This is a genomic window from Nocardioides sp. (genome assembly GCF_025965415.1).
Taxonomy (GTDB): Bacteria; Actinomycetota; Actinomycetes; order Propionibacteriales; family Nocardioidaceae; genus Nocardioides.
In genome coordinates, this window is record NZ_JAOPWY010000164.1 from 1 (window position 1) to 15184 (window position 15184).

At 72.6% G+C, this 15184-nt stretch carries 16 protein-coding genes; 8 read left to right on the top strand and 8 right to left on the bottom strand.

Annotation, left to right across the window (positions count from 1 at the left end; genetic code table 11):
- The 3 genes from JWN97_RS16780 to pdhA all read right to left on the bottom strand — a co-directional run.
- Nucleotides 1-564: biotin/lipoyl-containing protein (locus JWN97_RS16780; RefSeq protein WP_297625351.1), on the bottom strand; the 564-nt coding region annotated here is incomplete at its 3' end.
- A gap of 25 nt (nucleotides 565-589) precedes the next feature.
- A complete protein-coding gene (locus JWN97_RS16785) occupies nucleotides 590-1576 on the bottom strand; it encodes an alpha-ketoacid dehydrogenase subunit beta (RefSeq protein ID WP_297625211.1) in 987 nt (328 codons plus the stop codon).
- Nucleotides 1573-2730: a pyruvate dehydrogenase (acetyl-transferring) E1 component subunit alpha gene (pdhA, locus tag JWN97_RS16790; protein WP_363321306.1), complete on the bottom strand. Its 1158-nt coding sequence runs from the start codon at nucleotides 2728-2730 to the stop codon at nucleotides 1573-1575. Before pdhA ends, JWN97_RS16785 begins: the two co-directional genes overlap by 4 nt.
- A gap of 809 nt (nucleotides 2731-3539) precedes the next feature.
- On the opposite strand from pdhA, the gene JWN97_RS16795 reads away from it, so the two are divergent.
- Entirely contained in the window at nucleotides 3540-4700 is a 1161-nt protein-coding gene (locus JWN97_RS16795) for a family 43 glycosylhydrolase (protein ID WP_297625214.1), read from the top strand.
- Nucleotides 4701-4737: 37 nt separating this feature from the next.
- Here the strand turns inward: JWN97_RS16795 and JWN97_RS16800 are convergent, their stop codons facing one another.
- The gene (locus JWN97_RS16800; protein ID WP_297625219.1) at nucleotides 4738-5727 is read right to left on the bottom strand and encodes a glutathione S-transferase C-terminal domain-containing protein; all 990 of its coding nucleotides are present in this window, start codon (nucleotides 5725-5727) and stop codon (nucleotides 4738-4740) included.
- A 71-nt stretch (nucleotides 5728-5798) separates the two neighbouring features.
- Between JWN97_RS16800 and JWN97_RS16805 the strand changes: the two genes are divergently transcribed.
- Nucleotides 5799-6362 carry a helix-turn-helix domain-containing protein gene (locus JWN97_RS16805; RefSeq protein WP_297625222.1) on the top strand — a complete coding sequence of 188 codons (564 nt, stop codon included), beginning with the start codon at nucleotides 5799-5801 and terminating at the stop codon, nucleotides 6360-6362.
- A complete protein-coding gene (locus JWN97_RS16810) occupies nucleotides 6359-7639 on the top strand; it encodes an MFS transporter (RefSeq protein WP_297625225.1) in 1281 nt (426 codons plus the stop codon). Before JWN97_RS16805 ends, JWN97_RS16810 begins: the two co-directional genes overlap by 4 nt.
- A gap of 33 nt (nucleotides 7640-7672) precedes the next feature.
- Here JWN97_RS16810 and hisC read toward each other — a convergent pair whose 3' ends face one another.
- Nucleotides 7673-8761, bottom strand: coding sequence for a histidinol-phosphate transaminase (hisC, locus tag JWN97_RS16815; protein ID WP_297625228.1), 1089 nt, complete (start codon nucleotides 8759-8761; stop codon nucleotides 7673-7675).
- A gap of 10 nt (nucleotides 8762-8771) precedes the next feature.
- Nucleotides 8772-9332, bottom strand: coding sequence for a VanZ family protein (locus JWN97_RS16820; protein ID WP_297625231.1), 561 nt, complete (start codon nucleotides 9330-9332; stop codon nucleotides 8772-8774).
- Between the two features lie 142 nt (nucleotides 9333-9474).
- On the opposite strand from JWN97_RS16820, the gene JWN97_RS16825 reads away from it, so the two are divergent.
- The 5 genes from JWN97_RS16825 to JWN97_RS16845 are packed head-to-tail and all read left to right on the top strand — an operon-like array spanning nucleotide 9475 to nucleotide 13364.
- Nucleotides 9475-9864, top strand: a complete 390-nt coding sequence (locus JWN97_RS16825) for a phage holin family protein (RefSeq protein ID WP_297625236.1) — start codon at nucleotides 9475-9477, stop codon at nucleotides 9862-9864.
- Between the two features lie 5 nt (nucleotides 9865-9869).
- Nucleotides 9870-10370, top strand: a complete 501-nt coding sequence (locus JWN97_RS16830) for a low molecular weight protein-tyrosine-phosphatase (protein ID WP_297625239.1) — start codon at nucleotides 9870-9872, stop codon at nucleotides 10368-10370.
- Nucleotides 10370-11233, top strand: a complete 864-nt coding sequence (locus JWN97_RS16835; protein ID WP_297625244.1) for a fructosamine kinase family protein — start codon at nucleotides 10370-10372, stop codon at nucleotides 11231-11233. Before JWN97_RS16830 ends, JWN97_RS16835 begins: the two co-directional genes overlap by 1 nt.
- 41 nt (nucleotides 11234-11274) lie before the next feature.
- Nucleotides 11275-11970, top strand: a complete 696-nt coding sequence (locus JWN97_RS16840) for a response regulator transcription factor (RefSeq protein ID WP_297625246.1) — start codon at nucleotides 11275-11277, stop codon at nucleotides 11968-11970.
- Nucleotides 11967-13364 (top strand): HAMP domain-containing sensor histidine kinase, encoded by a 1398-nt coding sequence (locus tag JWN97_RS16845; protein ID WP_297625249.1) that lies wholly within the window; start codon nucleotides 11967-11969, stop codon nucleotides 13362-13364. Before JWN97_RS16840 ends, JWN97_RS16845 begins: the two co-directional genes overlap by 4 nt.
- Here the strand turns inward: JWN97_RS16845 and JWN97_RS16850 are convergent.
- Both JWN97_RS16850 and JWN97_RS16855 read right to left on the bottom strand, forming a co-directional pair.
- A complete protein-coding gene (locus JWN97_RS16850; protein ID WP_297625253.1) occupies nucleotides 13361-14617 on the bottom strand; it encodes an anthranilate synthase component I family protein in 1257 nt (418 codons plus the stop codon). The genes JWN97_RS16845 and JWN97_RS16850 overlap by 4 nt on opposite strands.
- Nucleotides 14614-15174, bottom strand: coding sequence for an aminodeoxychorismate/anthranilate synthase component II (locus JWN97_RS16855; protein WP_297625256.1), 561 nt, complete (start codon nucleotides 15172-15174; stop codon nucleotides 14614-14616). Before JWN97_RS16855 ends, JWN97_RS16850 begins: the two co-directional genes overlap by 4 nt.
- Between the last annotated feature and the right edge of the window lie 10 nt (nucleotides 15175-15184).

The window sequence follows — 15184 nt, forward strand, 5'->3', positions numbered from 1 at the left end:
TCGCTGGTCGACGGCCGGCACGGGCGGCTCGTCGGCCGGCAGCACGTCCTGCGACTGGGCGCCGCCGGGCGCGAACGCCCCCTGCAGCTGCAGCTGGGCCTGGGCGCCTGCGTCGGTGCTCGGGGACGCCGAGCCGCGGCGCGCACGGCGCATCGGGCCGCGATCCGCCTTGATGCGACCGACGAGGGACGCGCCCTCCATCGAGCCGGAGGCAGCCGGGTTGGACAGGTCGATGTCGGCGGCGTCGACCTGGGCCGGGGCACCGCCCTGGCCCTCCTCGGCACCGGCCTTCTGGGCCATGCCGAGGTAGGGGTCGGACTCCGTCTGCGCCGCGGGCGCGGCCGACGGGTCGCCGACCGAGATGATCGGCGTGCCGACGGCGACGGTCTCGCCCTCGGACACCAGCAGGGCGAGGACCGTGCCCTCGTAGGGGGACGGCAGCTCGACGAGCGACTTGGCGGTCTCGATCTCGACGATCACATCGTTGATCTCGATGGTGTCGCCGACCTTGACCTTCCAGGCGACGATCTCCGCCTCGGTGAGTCCTTCACCGACGTCGGGCAGGAGGAATTCAGACATGGCGTTCCTCTCAGAAGGCGAAGGTGCGGTCGACGGCGTCGAGCACGCGGTCGAGGTCGGGGAGGTACTCCTCCTCGATCCGCGACGGCGGGTAGGGCATGTCGAACGCGCCGACCCGCAGCACCGGGGCCTCGAGGGAGTAGAAGCACTCCTCGGTGATCCGGGCCGCGACCTCGGCACCCATGCCGAGGTTGACGTGCGCCTCGTGGGTGATGACGCAGCGACCGGTGCGGCGTACGGACTCGTAGACGGGCGCCATGTCGAGCGGCGAGAGGGTGCGCAGGTCGATGACCTCGAGGCTGCGGCCCTCGGACTCGGCGGCCTCGGCGCACTTGAGCGCCGTCTTGACGGTCGGGCCGTAGGCCAGGACCGTCGCGTCGCTGCCGGCCCGCACGACGCGCGAGCTGAACAGCGGCTGCGGCGTGGCCGACTCGTCGAGCTCGGCCTTGTCGGCGTGGTACTGCCGCTTGGGCTCGAGGAAGATGACCGGGTCGTCGTGGGCGATGGCCTGCTGGATCATCCAGTAGCCGTCGACCGGGTTGGAGCAGGCCACCACCTTGAGGCCGGGCGTGTGGGCGAACTGCGCCTCCGGGCTCTCGGAGTGGTGCTCGACCGCACCGATGCCGCCGCCGAAGGGGATGCGGATGACGATCGGCATCTTCACCCTGCCCTGCGAGCGGTAGGTGTACTTGGCGACCTGGCACACGATCTGGTCGTAGGCCGGGTAGACGAAGCCGTCGAACTGGATCTCCACGACGGGGCGGTAGCCGCGCAGCGCCATGCCGACCGCGGTGCCGACGATGCCGGACTCCGCGAGCGGGCTGTCGATGACGCGCTCCTCGCCGAAGTCCTTCTGCAGGCCGTCGGTGATGCGGAAGACGCCGCCGAGCTTGCCGACGTCCTCGCCCATGAGCAGGACCTTGTCGTCGGCCTCCATGGCCTTGCGCAGGCCCATGTTCAGGCCCTTGGCGAGAGTGATCCTCTGGGACGCGCTCATGCGTGGGACTCCTCAAAGGACTCGAGGTAGGCAGCGAAACCGTCGCGCTGGGCGCGGATCTCGTCGGTCATCTCGCTGAAGACGTAGCCGAACTGGTCCAGCGGATCGGGGTCGGGCAGTGCCTTGCAGCCCTCGCGGAGGTGGTGGCCCAGCTCCTTGGCCTCGGCGTCGAGGTCGTCGAAGAACTGCTGGTCGACCAGGCCGTTGCGGCGGAGGTAGACCTTGAGCCGCTCGATCGGGTCCTTGAGCTTCCAGTGCTCGAGCTCGTCGTTGAGGCGGTAGCGCGTGGGGTCGTCGGTGGTGGTGTGGGCACCCATCCGGTAGGTGTAGGCCTCGACGAAGGACGGGCCGTTGCCCTCGCGGGCGCGCTGCAGCGCGGCCTTCGTGACGGCGTACGTCGCCAGCACGTCGTTGCCGTCGACGCGGATGCCCGGGAAGCCGAAGCCCAGCGCGCGCTGGTAGAGCGGGATGCGGGTCTGGCGCTCGATCGGCTCGGAGATGGCCCACTGGTTGTTCTGGCAGAAGAACACGACCGGGGCGTTGTAGGAGGCGGCGAAGATGAAGGCCTCGTTGACGTCGCCCTGCGAGGACGCACCGTCGCCGAAGTGGGCGATCACGGCCGAGTCGCGCTCGGGGTCGCCGGTGCCGACGACGCCGTCACGCTGCATGCCCATGGCGTAGCCGGTGGCGTGCAGGGTCTGCGCGCCGATGACGATCGTGTAGAGACCGAAGTTGTTCTCGTTGGGGTCCCAGCCACCCTGGTCGACGCCGCGGAACAGGCCGAGCAGCCGGAGCGGGTCGACGCCCTTGCAGTAGGCGACGCCGTGCTCGCGGTAGGTCGGGAAGACGTAGTCCTGCGGGCGGAGCGCACGGCCGGCGCCGATCTGCGCGGCCTCCTGGCCGAGCAGCTGGGCCCAGATGCCGAGCTCGCCGTGGCGCTGCAGCGCGGTGGCCTCGACGTCGATGCGTCGCGTCAGCACCATGTCGCGGTAGAGGCCGCGGAGCTCCTCGGCCGAGAAGTCGTGGTCGAACTCGGGGTGGTGGACGCGCTCACCCTCGGGCGTCAGCAGCTGGACGAGCTCTGGGCCACCGTCGGACTGGGAGGGTCCGAAGACCTCCGCAAGGTCGGGGCCGAAACCGGCAGGATCGGACAACGCACTCTCCTTCAACAGCTAGCGGCAGTCACGGGATCGCCGGACGCCGACGGCTTGCAGCGTGGCCGTCGGCGTGTGTGACCCCGACCACATGATGGTGCTCAACGTATCGGCCGAGTCCTGCCAGCACCAATCTGGCGACCCCGCCCCGGAGGGGGCCCTGGTCGCCGGCCTGGCCCTCGGAAGTTGCAGATCGTCCTGCCAGACGAGCCGGCGCCGGCAGGCCCGTGGGTGACCCGTCGACGCCGGCTCCCTCCATGGGGGGTGGAGGTCGGGCGGCTAGCTGCTCCGCCCTTCGGTGAAGGTGGCCATCAGCTGCTCCTGGCCCGAAGGCCAGTGTCCGGGAGGACCTGGGGGACCTCACACCGTCGTGGGACACGGATCCGGTCGAGCAGCATGGAACCCACCTTCAACGTCACCGTGGCCAGGGACGGGCCACTGGTCACGAGCTTCTTCTGCGACAGCGACCGCACGGTGACCCGGTGGAGCCTGGGCCCCACGGGCAGCACGAGCACGGCGGCGACGCGCACCGGCCGGATGGCTCCCAACGACACTCCCTCACATGCAGCACACGACAGGCCGACCCGGGCCGCCCACCCCTGTGTGGCACGCCCCGGACGACCACCACCTTGCGCCATGTCCGGCCCGCCAGACAGTGCCCGGGGCGAAGCGCCGGACTACCTGCAGGTTGCCTTGACAAAACCTCGACACGGCGAGCGGTTTCGGGCGCGGACACGCCACCGGACCAGACCGCACGTAGCCTTTCCCGAGCCGACGACCGTGCCAGCGACCAGGGGGAGGTGCGAGCGGTGCCCACCCGAGCTGCCCGTCGTACGGCGGCCGTCCTGGCCGGGGCCGCGCTCCTGGGCGGCGCGCTCGCGCCCACGTCGGCCCCCGCCGACACCGTCGCCTTCCCGCCGCGGCCGCTGTTCTGGGAGCAGCCGCTGGCCGACCCGAGCGTCGTCCTCGACCAGGGGCGCTGGTTCGCCGCCGGGACGGGGTGGCGCGGCGGCACCAGCAGCAGCGCGCAGGAGTACGCCGGGTGGGCGCCCGGCCCGCCCCTCCTGGACTCGCGGCCGGCGTGGGCACTCAACGGCGACGTGTGGGCGCCCGAGCTCGTCCGGGCCGACGACGGCACCTGGCTGGCCTACTACTCCGTCCCCGTCGTCGGCCTCCCCGCCGCGGAGGACCGGTGCATCGGCGTCGCCACGTCGCCCGCCCTCGCAGTCCCCTTCACGCCCCTGCACAGCCAGCCGCTCGCCTGCCCCGGCGGCGCCGCGACGGCCCCGGCGAGCGACGTCGTACGGACCGAGCGCGGGCTGCCGCGTCGCGGGGTCATCGACCCGTCGTCCTACGTCGCGCCCGACGGGCGGCGGTTCCTGCTCTACCGCACGCAGGGCACCCCGTCCTCGATCCGGATGGTGCGGCTGACCGCGAGCGGCCTGCGCGCGGCGGGGCCGAGCCGCGAGCTGCTGCGCGACCCCGGCGTGCTGGAGAACCCGGAGATGGTCGACGCCCGGGGCTGGCACCACCTGCTGCTGAGCCGGGGCGACTACGGCGGCTGCGGCTACCGGACCGTCTGGCGTCGGTCGGCTGCGGTCCGGCGCGGCTGGGGGTCGGCGCCCGAGAGCGTGCTCCTCGACCGCCGGACGACGGGGATCTGCGGGCCGGGTGGTGCGGACTACGTGCCCCTCACGCCCAACCGGCTCTTCGTCCACGGCTGGGTCTGCGACGGGGTCAACGGCCCCTGCGAGTCGTCGTACGTCTCACGCGACGACGTCGCCCGCCGTGGCCACCGGGTGCTCTACCTCGCCCGGCTCCGCTGGACCGACGCCGGCCCGGTGCTCGCACGCTTCGGCCAGGGGCCGGTGTGGACGCCGCCGGTCAGCGTGACGGCAGTCCGCGGCGCTCCAGCACCTCGCGGAGCACGTGACGCCCCGCCATCGACTCCGGACCGCGCAACCGGGTGAGGTGCAGGACCGCGGACTGCGGCGGCGAGACTCCCGGTCAGCCCCGGCCGTGCGGCGTCAGCCAGACGGCCGGGTCGGGGCCGGCCGGCACGATCTGCGTCGGGTTGATGTCGGTGTGGACGACGTAGTAGTGCTGCTTGATCTGGTCGAAGTCGACCTCGTCGCCGAAGCCGGGCGTCTGGAAGAGGTCGCGCGCATAGCCCCATAGGTGCGGCATCTCGGTCAGCTTGTTGCGGTTGCACTTGAAGTGGCCGTGGTAGACCGCGTCGAAGCGCACCAGCGTGGTGAAGAGGCGTACGTCGGCCTCGGTGATCGCGTCGCCCATGAGGAAGCGGCGATCGGAGAGCCGCTCCTCGAGCCAGTCCATCGCGGTCCAGAGGCGCTCGTAGGCGTCCTCGTAGGCCTCCTGCGACCCGGCGAAGCCGCAGCGGTAGACGCCGTTGTTGACCTCGGTGAAGACCCGCTTCATCACCGACTCCATCTCCTCGCGGAGCTCGGCCGGCCACAGGTCCGGGGCGTCGGGACGCTGGTGCTCGCGCCACTCGAAGAACAGGTCGTGGGTGGTCTGCGGGAAGTCGTTGGTGACGACCTTGCCGGACTCCACGTCGACGATCGCGGGCACGGTGATGCCGCGGGGGTAGTCGGTCTCGCGGGCGAAGTAGGCCTCCTGGAGCCGCTCGATGCCGAGCACCGGGTCGCGGCCGTCGGGGTCGAGGTCGAAGGTCCAGCTGCGGGCGTCGTGGGTCGGGCCGGGCGCGCCCCACGAGATCGCGTCCTCGAGCCCGAGCAGGCTGCGCACGATGATCGAGCGGTGGGCCCAGGGGCAGGCGCGGGCGGCGACGAGGCGGTAGCGCCCCGGCGCGACGTCCCACCGCGGCACGTCGCGCGGGCTGTCCTTCGAGCCGCTCGGGAACGTGTCGTCGAGGGGGTCCGCGGACGCCTCGCCCGCCAGGATCCGGTCCGGGAGGTAGGTCATGTCGCGCTCGAAGGGCTTGCCCTGCGTGGTGTAGGTCGCCGTCTCGTTCACCCTTCAACCTTACTGGACTGAACCGCAAAGAAGTGTTTGCAAAGAAGTGTTGGCAGTCTTACCCTGCTGCCATGGGCTCCGCCATCACCCCCGATATCGCCGGCCTCCGCGCCCTCAGCCACCCTCTCCGGCTCCAGATGCTGGGGCTGCTGCGCTCCGACGGCCCGGCGACGGCCACCACCCTCGCGACGCGTCTCGACCTCAACACCGGGGCAACGTCCTACCACCTGCGCCAGCTGGCCCAGCACGGCTTCATCGAGGAGGACACCGAGCGCGGCAACGCCCGCGACCGCTGGTGGCGGGCGACGCACGACTCCACGCGGACCGAGTTCCGCGGCGAGGACATCACCGACGACGTCGAGGCCTACCTGTCGACGGTCGCGATGATCTACGGCGAGCGGCTGCGGTCGGTCGTGTCCGAGCTGCGCTTCTACCCCGACGAGTGGCAGGGCGTGAGCACGCTCAGCGACTGGCACTTCACCCTCACGCCGGCGCGGGCGAAGGCGCTGGTCGATGCCCTCACGACCACCATCGAGGAGGCCCAGGACACCGACGAGGACGGCGCCGCCGGGTTCGTCGTCAACCTCAACGCCTACCTCCGACCCGGCCAGCTCGGCGCGCGGGAGGAGCAGTGACCGCCGCCATCACCCGCCGTACGCCTGTCGTGGGCGCCCTCGTCGCCGAGGGCGTCTCCTTCGTCGGCACCCGCGTCTCGATGATCGCGATCCCGTGGTTCGTGCTGTCCACGACGGGCTCGGCCACCCAGACCGGCCTCGTCGCGGCGGCCGAGATCACCCCGCTGGTGGCCCTCAAGGCGCTCGGTGGTCCGCTGCTCGACCGGATCGGGCCGCGGCGGGTGAGCCTCGTCTGCGACCTGCTCTCGGCCTTCGTGGTCGCCGCGATCCCGGTGCTGCACGGCCTGGGCCTGCTCACCTTCCCCACCCTGCTGGTGCTGGTCGCGATCGCCGGCGCCCTGCGCGGTCCCGGTGACGCGGGCAAGGCCGCGATGAGCCCCGAGATCGCCCGCACCGCCGGCTGGTCCCTCGAGCGGGTCTCCGGGCTGGCCGCGGCCGTGGAGCGCACCTCCTCGATGGCCGGCGCCGCACTGGCCGGCCTGCTCGTCGCGTCGGTGGGAGCGGCCGACGCGCTCTACGTGGACGCCGCGTCGTTCCTGGTCTCCTTCGTCGTGTTCGGCGTCGCCACGGCGGGGCTGGGCCGGCCGGTCCCTCCCGAGGTCGACGCCGACCCGACGTCGTACGTCACCGAGCTGCGGCAGGGCTGGGACTTCCTGCGCACCGAGCCGGTGCTGATCGCGATCTGCGTGATGGTCGCGGTCACCAACCTCGTCGACCAGGCCTACGCGGCCGTGCTCGCGCCGGTGTGGGCGAAGGACTCCGGGGCCGGCGTCGCGGTGCTCGGCACCCTCTTCGCGGTGATGAGCGGGGCGTCGGTGGTCGGTGCCCTCATCGCGGCCAGGTGGGGTGAGACGCTGCCGCGCTACCGGACGTACGTCGTGGCGTTCCTCATCTGCGGTGCGCCCCGCTTCGTCGTGATGGCGCTGGAGTCGCCGGTCTGGGCGGTCTTCGCCGTCACCGCCGTCGCCGGTGTGGCCTCCGGCTTCCTCAACCCGATCCTCGGTGCGGTCATCCTCGAGCGCATCCCGGCCCCGCTGCTCGGGCGGGTGTCGTCGCTCAACACTGCCATCTGCTGGTCGCTGATGCCGCTCGGCGGCGTGCTCGGCGGCCTGGCGGTCACCGGGCTCGGCATCTCGCCGGCCCTGCTGGTGGCGGGCGCGGCGTACTTCCTCACCACGATGGCGCCGACGCGCGTGCCGTCCTTCCGGCGGATGGACCGGGCGCCGGTCGAAGACACGCAGACCATGGTCACCGGGTCGGGGCACCCGCCCGCCTGAGGGCCGCCGCCCCGTCGACCAACGTCCGCGCGTCTACGCCGGGGACCCGGGAGCGAAGCGGGCCGCCACCTCGACCACGCGGTCGAACGCCTCGGCCTCGCCGATGCTGACGCGTACGCCGTCGCCGGCGAACGGCCGCACCGAGACGCCCGCCTCGCCGCACGCCGCCGCGAACTCGAGGGCACGCTCACCGAGCGGGAACCACACGAAGTTGCCCTGCGCGTCGGGGAGCTCCCAGCCGACCTCGCGGAGCCGGGCGACCAGGTCGGCGCGGCGCGCGACGAGGTCGTCCACGCGCTCGAACAGGGCGTCGGTCGCCTCGAGGGAGGCGATGGCGGCGGCCTGGGCGACGTGGCTGACACCGAAGGGCAGCGACACCGCGCGGAGCGCGCCGGCCAGCGGCGCCGGCGCGACGGCGTACCCGACCCGGAAGCCGGCGAGGCCGTAGGCCTTGGAGAAGGTGCGGGTGAGCACGACGTTGTCGTGGCGCCGGTAGGTCGCGATGCCGTCGATCGCGTCGTCCATCCGGACGAACTCGAGGTAGGCCTCGTCGACGACGACCACCACGTGCGAGGGCACCTTCGCGATGAAGGCGTCGAGGTCGGACTGGGTGACCGCGGGCCCGGTGGGGTTGTTGGGGGTGCAGACGATGACGATCTTGGTGCGGTCGGTGACCGCGGCCGCCATCGCGTCGAGGTCGTGGCGCCCGTCGGCGGTGACCGGCACCTGGACGCTCCTCGCGCCGCCGGCCGTCACGGCGATCGGGTAGGCCTCGAAGGAGCGCCAGGCGTAGACGACCTCGTCGCCGGGCTCGCAGAAGGCATTGACGAGCTGGTAGATCAGCGCCACGGAGCCGGTGGCCGCGGCGAGGTCCTCCGCCGGCACGCCCATCGCCTCGCCGAGCGCGGCGTAGAGGGCGGTGTTGCCCATGTCGGGGTAGCGGTTCATCTGCGCCGCCGCCTCGGCCGCCGCCTCCAGCACGCCCGGGAGCGGCGGGTAGGGGTTCTCGTTGGACGACAGCTTGTAGGACGTCAGCCCGGGTCGGGCCACGGGCGGCTTGCCGGCGACGTACGTCGGGATGGCGAGCACGTTGGGCCGGGGCTGGGGGGTCGTGGTGGACATACGCCAGACCCTAGTGATCGGTCCGGCGACCTCGCCACGGCCTCAGGACCGGCAGCAGCACCAGCCCGACGACGAAGCCGACGCCCGCTCCGAGGATGTTGTCGACCATGTCGGTCACGTCGCACGCGCGGTCCAGCCGCGCCAGCTGGAGCTGCGCGAGCTCGATGCCCAGGCTGTACGCCGCCAGCGCGACGAGGCCGAGCGGGGCGAGCAGCAGCCCCGACCACCAGCGTCCGACCGCGAGCACCAGGAAGACGCCGGCCGGCACGAACAGCAGCACGTTGAGGGTGCGCTGGTCGAGGCCGAGGACCTCGAAGGCCGCCCCCGACGGGCCGCCGTAGTCCCACGAGCAGGACTCGCTGCGGCCCTCCGCGGGCACGACGCCGATGTCGGCGCGGGTCGGGACGAGGGTGACCAGCGCGATCGTGACCAGCGACCAGAGCAGGCCGGAGACCGCGACAGCGGAGGTCGTGCCGAGCCGGCGCCGGGTGAGGAGTGCGAGCAGGACGGCGACGACGCCCGCGGCGAGGGCGCCGAGCACCATCACGCCCGTGCCGCCGATCGTGACCATCCGGGGAGGGTAGCCAATCGATCGCACCGGCCGAGGGTGGGTTTCGACGCGCCGTCGCGGCCTCGCAGGCTCGGTCGCGGGCCTGCTCGACCTCCCGACACACGCGTGCCACTCGTTCCTCGAGCCCCGCTAGTGTCGTGACATGCGCTTCGTGACGTGGTTGCTCACCTACGCGGCCGGGCTGGCCGTGGCCGCCTGGCTGCTCGACGGGATCTGGTTCAACGGGCCCGGCGCCGGACAGGCCGAGCTCAAGGAGAAGATCCTCCCGCTGCTCTTCGTGGCGCTGATCCTCGGACTCGTCTCGACCTTCATCGAGCCGGTGATCAAGCTGCTGTCGCTGCCCTTCATCATCCTGACGCTCGGCTTCCTGCTGCTGGTCATCAACGCGCTGATGCTGCTGCTGACCGCCGGGCTCGCCGACGCCTTCGACCTGGGCTTCCACGTCAACGGCTTCTGGAACGCGCTGGTCGGATCCCTGATCATCACCGTCGTCGGCTGGGGCGTCCGGACGGCGCTGCCGGCCCGGGATTGACCGGCTTGCCGACGCTTCCGTCCCCGCGCTCGCCCGGCCGCTATCGCATCGCGCTGGTCTGCCTCGGCAACATCTGCCGCTCGCCGATGGCGCACGTCGTCCTCGAGCAGCGCCTCGCCGCGGCCGGCCTCGACGACCGCGTCGAGGTCTCCTCGTCGGGCACCGGCGGCTGGCACGTGGGCGGCCCGATGGACCACCGGGCCGCAGCCACCCTCACCGCCGCCCGCTACGACCCGACGCGGCACCGCGCCCGGCAGTACGACGCCACCTGGCCCGAGTCGTACGACGCCGTGCTGGTCATGGACGCGGCCAACCTCGCCGACGTGGGCGGGCGCACCGACCGCGTCGGGCTGTTCCGCGACTTCGATCCCAGCGATCCGGGTGGGGAGGTGCCCGACCCGTACTACGGTGGTGACGACGGGTTCGAGGAGGTGCTGGCGATGGTCGAGCGCACGAGCGATGCGATCGTGACGGCACTCGTCGGCGCGGTCGAGGGCCCTGCCTGATGGCTCGCCAGCCGCTGATCGCCAAGCGTGCCGAGGAGCTCCTCGGCACGTCTGTGGTCGCGACCGCGCCGGTCGCCGGGGGTGACATCGCCACCGCCACCCGCCTGCGCCTCTCCAGCGGCCAGACCGCGCTGATGAAGACGCTGCCGCACGCGCCCGAGGGTTTCTTCGAGGCCGAGGCCGCCGGGCTGCGCTGGCTCTCGGAGGTCGACGGCGGGCTCCCGGTGCCGGAGGTCCTCGGCGCCGCCAGCGACTGCCTGGTCCTGGCCTGGGTCGAGCAGACGTCGAAGACCCCCGCCGAGGCCGCCGTCACCTTCGGCCAGCAGCTCGCCACCACCCACTCCGCCGGCGCCGACGGCTGGGGCCTCGACCACGACGGCTTCATCGGCCGGCTGCCGCTGCCCAACCGGACGGCGGGCTCCTGGGCGGAGTTCTACGCCGTGCGCCGCGTCCTCCCCTACCTCAAGCTGGCGCGCGACCGAGGAGCGATCACCGACTCCGACGCGGCCGCGGTCGAGGCGGTCGTCGGCAGGTTCACCGAGCTGGTCCCCGACGAGACGCCGGCCCGCCTCCACGGCGACCTGTGGAACGGCAACTGCCTCTGGGGCCAGGACCTCGCCATCCACGTCATCGACCCGGCGGCCTACGGCGGGCACCGCGAGGTCGACCTGGCGATGCTCCACCTCTTCGGCCTCACCCACCTGCCGCGGGTGGTGGCGGCGTACGACGAGGCGCACCCCCTTGCCGACGGCTGGGAGGCGCGGCTGGGCATCCACCAACTCTTCCCGCTGCTGGTCCACGCCTGCATGTTCGGCGGCAGCTACGGCGCCCGGGCCGGGACCATCGCGGCGCGTTACCGCTAGATCTTCAGCCTCGCCTCAGGCACGGCTGGCATCCTTGCGAGGTGACCGACCCCAGGCCCCGCGTGCTCGTCGTCGACGACGACCGGGCGGTGCGCGACTCGCTGCGCCGGTCGCTGGAGTTCAACGGCTACGAGGTGGTGCTGGCGGGCGACGGCGCCGAGGGCCTGGTCGCCGTGGGCTCCCACCACCCCGACGTCGTCGTGATCGACGTGATGATGCCGCGGCTCGACGGCATCGAGACCACGCGGGCGCTGCGGGCGGCCGGCAACGACGTGCCGATCCTGGTGCTCACGGCGCGCGACGCCGTCGGTGATCGAGTCGAGGGACTGGACGCCGGCGCGGACGACTACCTGACCAAGCCCTTCGCGCTCGAGGAGCTGCTGGCGCGGCTGCGGGCGCTCCTGCGCCGCGTCGTCCCCGACGACGAGGCCGACGGCGAGGTGCTGTCCTTCGCCGACCTCACCATGGACGTCGGCAGCCGCGACGTGTCGCGGGGCGGGCGCGCGATCGAGCTCACCCGCACGGAGTTCACCCTGCTCGAGATGTTCCTCCGGCGCCCACGCCGGGTCCTCGACCGGTCCTTCATCCTCGAGGAGGTCTGGGGCTACGACTTCCCGACCAGCGCCAACTCGCTCGAGGTCTACGTCGGCTACCTCCGCCGCAAGACCGAGGCCGAGGGCGAGACCCGGCTGATCCAGACGGTGCGCGGCGTGGGCTACGTGCTGAAGGAATCATGAGGTCCGCCGCCACCTGGCCCGAGGGGCGCTGGCACTGGCGCAGGTCGCTGGCCTCGCGCGTGGCGGTGCTGACCACGATCGCGCTCGGGATCTCGATCGCGATCCTGGCGCTGACGGCGTACGTCGTGATGCGCCAGCAGCTGATGAGCTCGCTCGACCAGTCGCTGCTCAACCGCGCGCACAAGGCCACGGCCTACACCACGCTGTCCGAGATCACGGCGCGGGGTGCCCCGGCCTGGATGCTGGGCGCGGCCGACGTCCGGATCATCTTCGTCACCGCCGAGGGTCGCACGGTCACCGGCGACGACGTCCCCGACTTCAGCCTGGGCCGGCCGGAGTACGACGTCGCGACCGGGCGGCGCGAGTCCGTGGTCCGCACCCTCGTCACCCGCGAGGGCGAGCGCTTCCGCGTGGCGACCGTGCAGGCCAACAACGGTGCAGCCCTGATGCTCGCCCAGCCGCTGGCGCCCAACGACCGCACGCTGGAGAAGCTCGGCGGCGTCCTCTTCGTCTTCGGCGCGCTGGGCGTGCTGACCGCGCTGCTCGCCGGGTGGCTCGTCGCCCGCAACGGCCTCAGGCCCGTGCGCCGCCTCACCTCCGCGGTCGAGCGCATCGCCGTCACCGAGGACCTGACGCCGCTGCGGATCGAGGGCGACGACGAGGTCGCGCGCCTGGCGACCGCCTTCAACCAGATGCTGCTGGCGCTCGGCGCCTCGCGGGACCGGCAACGACGGCTGGTGGCCGACGCGAGCCACGAGCTGCGCACGCCGCTCACCTCGTTGCGCACCAACCTCGACCTGCTCCGCCAGGCCGAGGGCAACTCGGCGCTCCCGCCCGAGGCACGCCTCGAGCTGCTCGACGACGTCCGAGGCCAGATCGAGGAGCTGAGCGCCCTCGTCGGCGACCTCGTCGAGCTGGCGCGCGACGAGCCGACGACCCGCGTGGTCGCCGAGGTCGACCTCGCCGAGGTGGTGGAGCGGGCGGTGACCCGCGTACGCCGTCGCGCCCACGGCGTCTCCTTCGACGTCGACCTCGACCCCTGGCCGGTCGTCGGCGACTCCAGCAGCCTCGAGCGCGCCGTCACCAACCTGCTCGACAACGCCGCGAAGTGGAGCCCCGACGACGGCACCGTCACGGTGCGCCTGGCGGACGGCGTCCTCACCGTCGACGACGAGGGGTCCGGCATCGACGCGGCCGACCGGCCGCACATCTTCGATCGCTTCTACCGCTCGGAGGAGTCGCGCGCGATGCCCGGCTCGGGGCTCGGGCTGGCGATCGTGCGGCAGGTCATCGACCGCCACGGCGGCCGGATCGAGGTGTCGGAGGCGCCGACGGGTGGGGCGCGCTTCTCGCTGTGGCTGCCGGGCGTCACCGCCACTGCGACGCAGGGCTAGTCGAACACCCGCTGCAGCCGCTCGGCCTTCCACTCCGACTCCGACCACTCCTCGCCGACATCGGACTTCACGGTGATGCCGCCGCCCGTCCCGAGGGTCCACCGGCCGCTCCCGTCGGTCATCAGCGAGCGGATGACGACCCCCAGGTCCGCAGGGCCGTCGCCGCCGATCCAGCCGAACGCGCCGGCGTACGCACCCCGCGGCGACGACTCCACCTCCTCGACGATCTGCATGGTCCGCAGCTTGGGCGCGCCGGTCATGGAGCCCGCGGGGAACAGCGCCCGCAGCGCACCGACGGTGCTGACGTCGTCGCGGAGGTGCCCCCGGACCGTGGAGACGAGCTGGTGCACGGACGCATAGGTCTCGACCTGCATGAGGGCCGGCACCTCGACCGACCCGACGTCGCAGACCAGCGACAGGTCGTTGCGGAGCAGGTCGACGATCATCAGGTTCTCGGCGCGGGTCTTGGGGTCCTCGGCCAGCCGCTCGCGGTGGGCCTCGTCCTCCTGCGGCGTCGTGCCACGGGGGGCGGTGCCCTTGATCGGCTTGGTCTCCAGGTGCCGGTCGGGGGTGATGAGGGCGTACCTCTCCGGCGAGCTCGACAGCAGCCACGCCCGCGCGTCGGCGACGTCGTGCTGGAGGAAGCCGGAGTACGGCGCGGGGTTGAGCTCGCGGAGGCGGAGGTACGCCGTGACCGGGTCGAGGTCGGCCTCGCGGGCCAGGCGGTGGGTGAGGTTGACCTCGTAGGAGTTGCCGGCGTGCAGGTGCTCCTGGACGGTCGCGAAGGCAGCGGCGTACGCCTCAGGAACCCCTGCGCTGGTGGAGGTGCGAGGGGTGCCGGCGACCTCGACCACCGCCGGGTCCACCGCCGGGGCCACCGCCGGGGCCACCGCGTGCTCGAACACCCGCACCGCCCGCGGCCGCATCCAGACCGCGTCCGGCAGCGCCGGATCGGGCGCGGCGGGGAGGTCGGTGCGGGAGGCGTAGCCGAGGTAGCCGAACCACTGCTCGCCCGCCCGGATGCGCTCCTCGAGCACCGCGAAGATGTCGTCGCCGACCACGGTCGACGTGCCGCCGGCGTGCGCGCGCACCTCGCGCCGCGCGGCCGAGAAGGTCAGCGAGATGTCGTCGTCCTCGAGCCAGCCGATGATCGAGCGGCGACCGGACCACTCGCGGGCGCCGCCGCCGTCGAGCCAGAAGCAGCGCGGGTGGGCGGCGGCGACCTCGCGGAAGAAGGAGACGGGGTCGCTCATGTGAGGAAGTTCCTCACGAGCGCCTCGCCGTGCTCGGACAGGATCGACTCGGGGTGGAACTGCACGCCCTCCAGCGGCAGCGTGCGGTGCCGCACGCCCATCACCACGCCGTCGTCGGTCCACGCCGTGGCGACGACGTCCGGCGGCAGCGACACGGCCGCGAGCGAGTGGTAGCGGACGGCCGCGAAGCCCTGCGGAAGCCCGGCGAGGACGCCGGCGCCGTCGTGCGTGATCGGCGCGACCTCACCGTGCGCGGGACGAACCCGCGCGACCGTGCCGCCGTACGCCGTCACCAGCCCCTGCATGCCCAGGCACACGCCGAGCACCGGCCGCGTCCCGGCCAGCAGGACCGCCGCGCCGACCGAGAAGTCGGCCGGGACCGCCGGGTGGCCGGGCCCTGGCGACAGCACGACGTGCGAGTGCCTCAGCACGTCGTCGGGCGACACCTCGTCGTGCTGCACGACGCGGGGCAGGACGCCGGTCACCCGGGCGACGAGGTGCACCAGGTTCCAGGTGTAGGAGTCGTGGTGGTCGACCACGATCACGTCCGGCGTCACGCACGGAGAC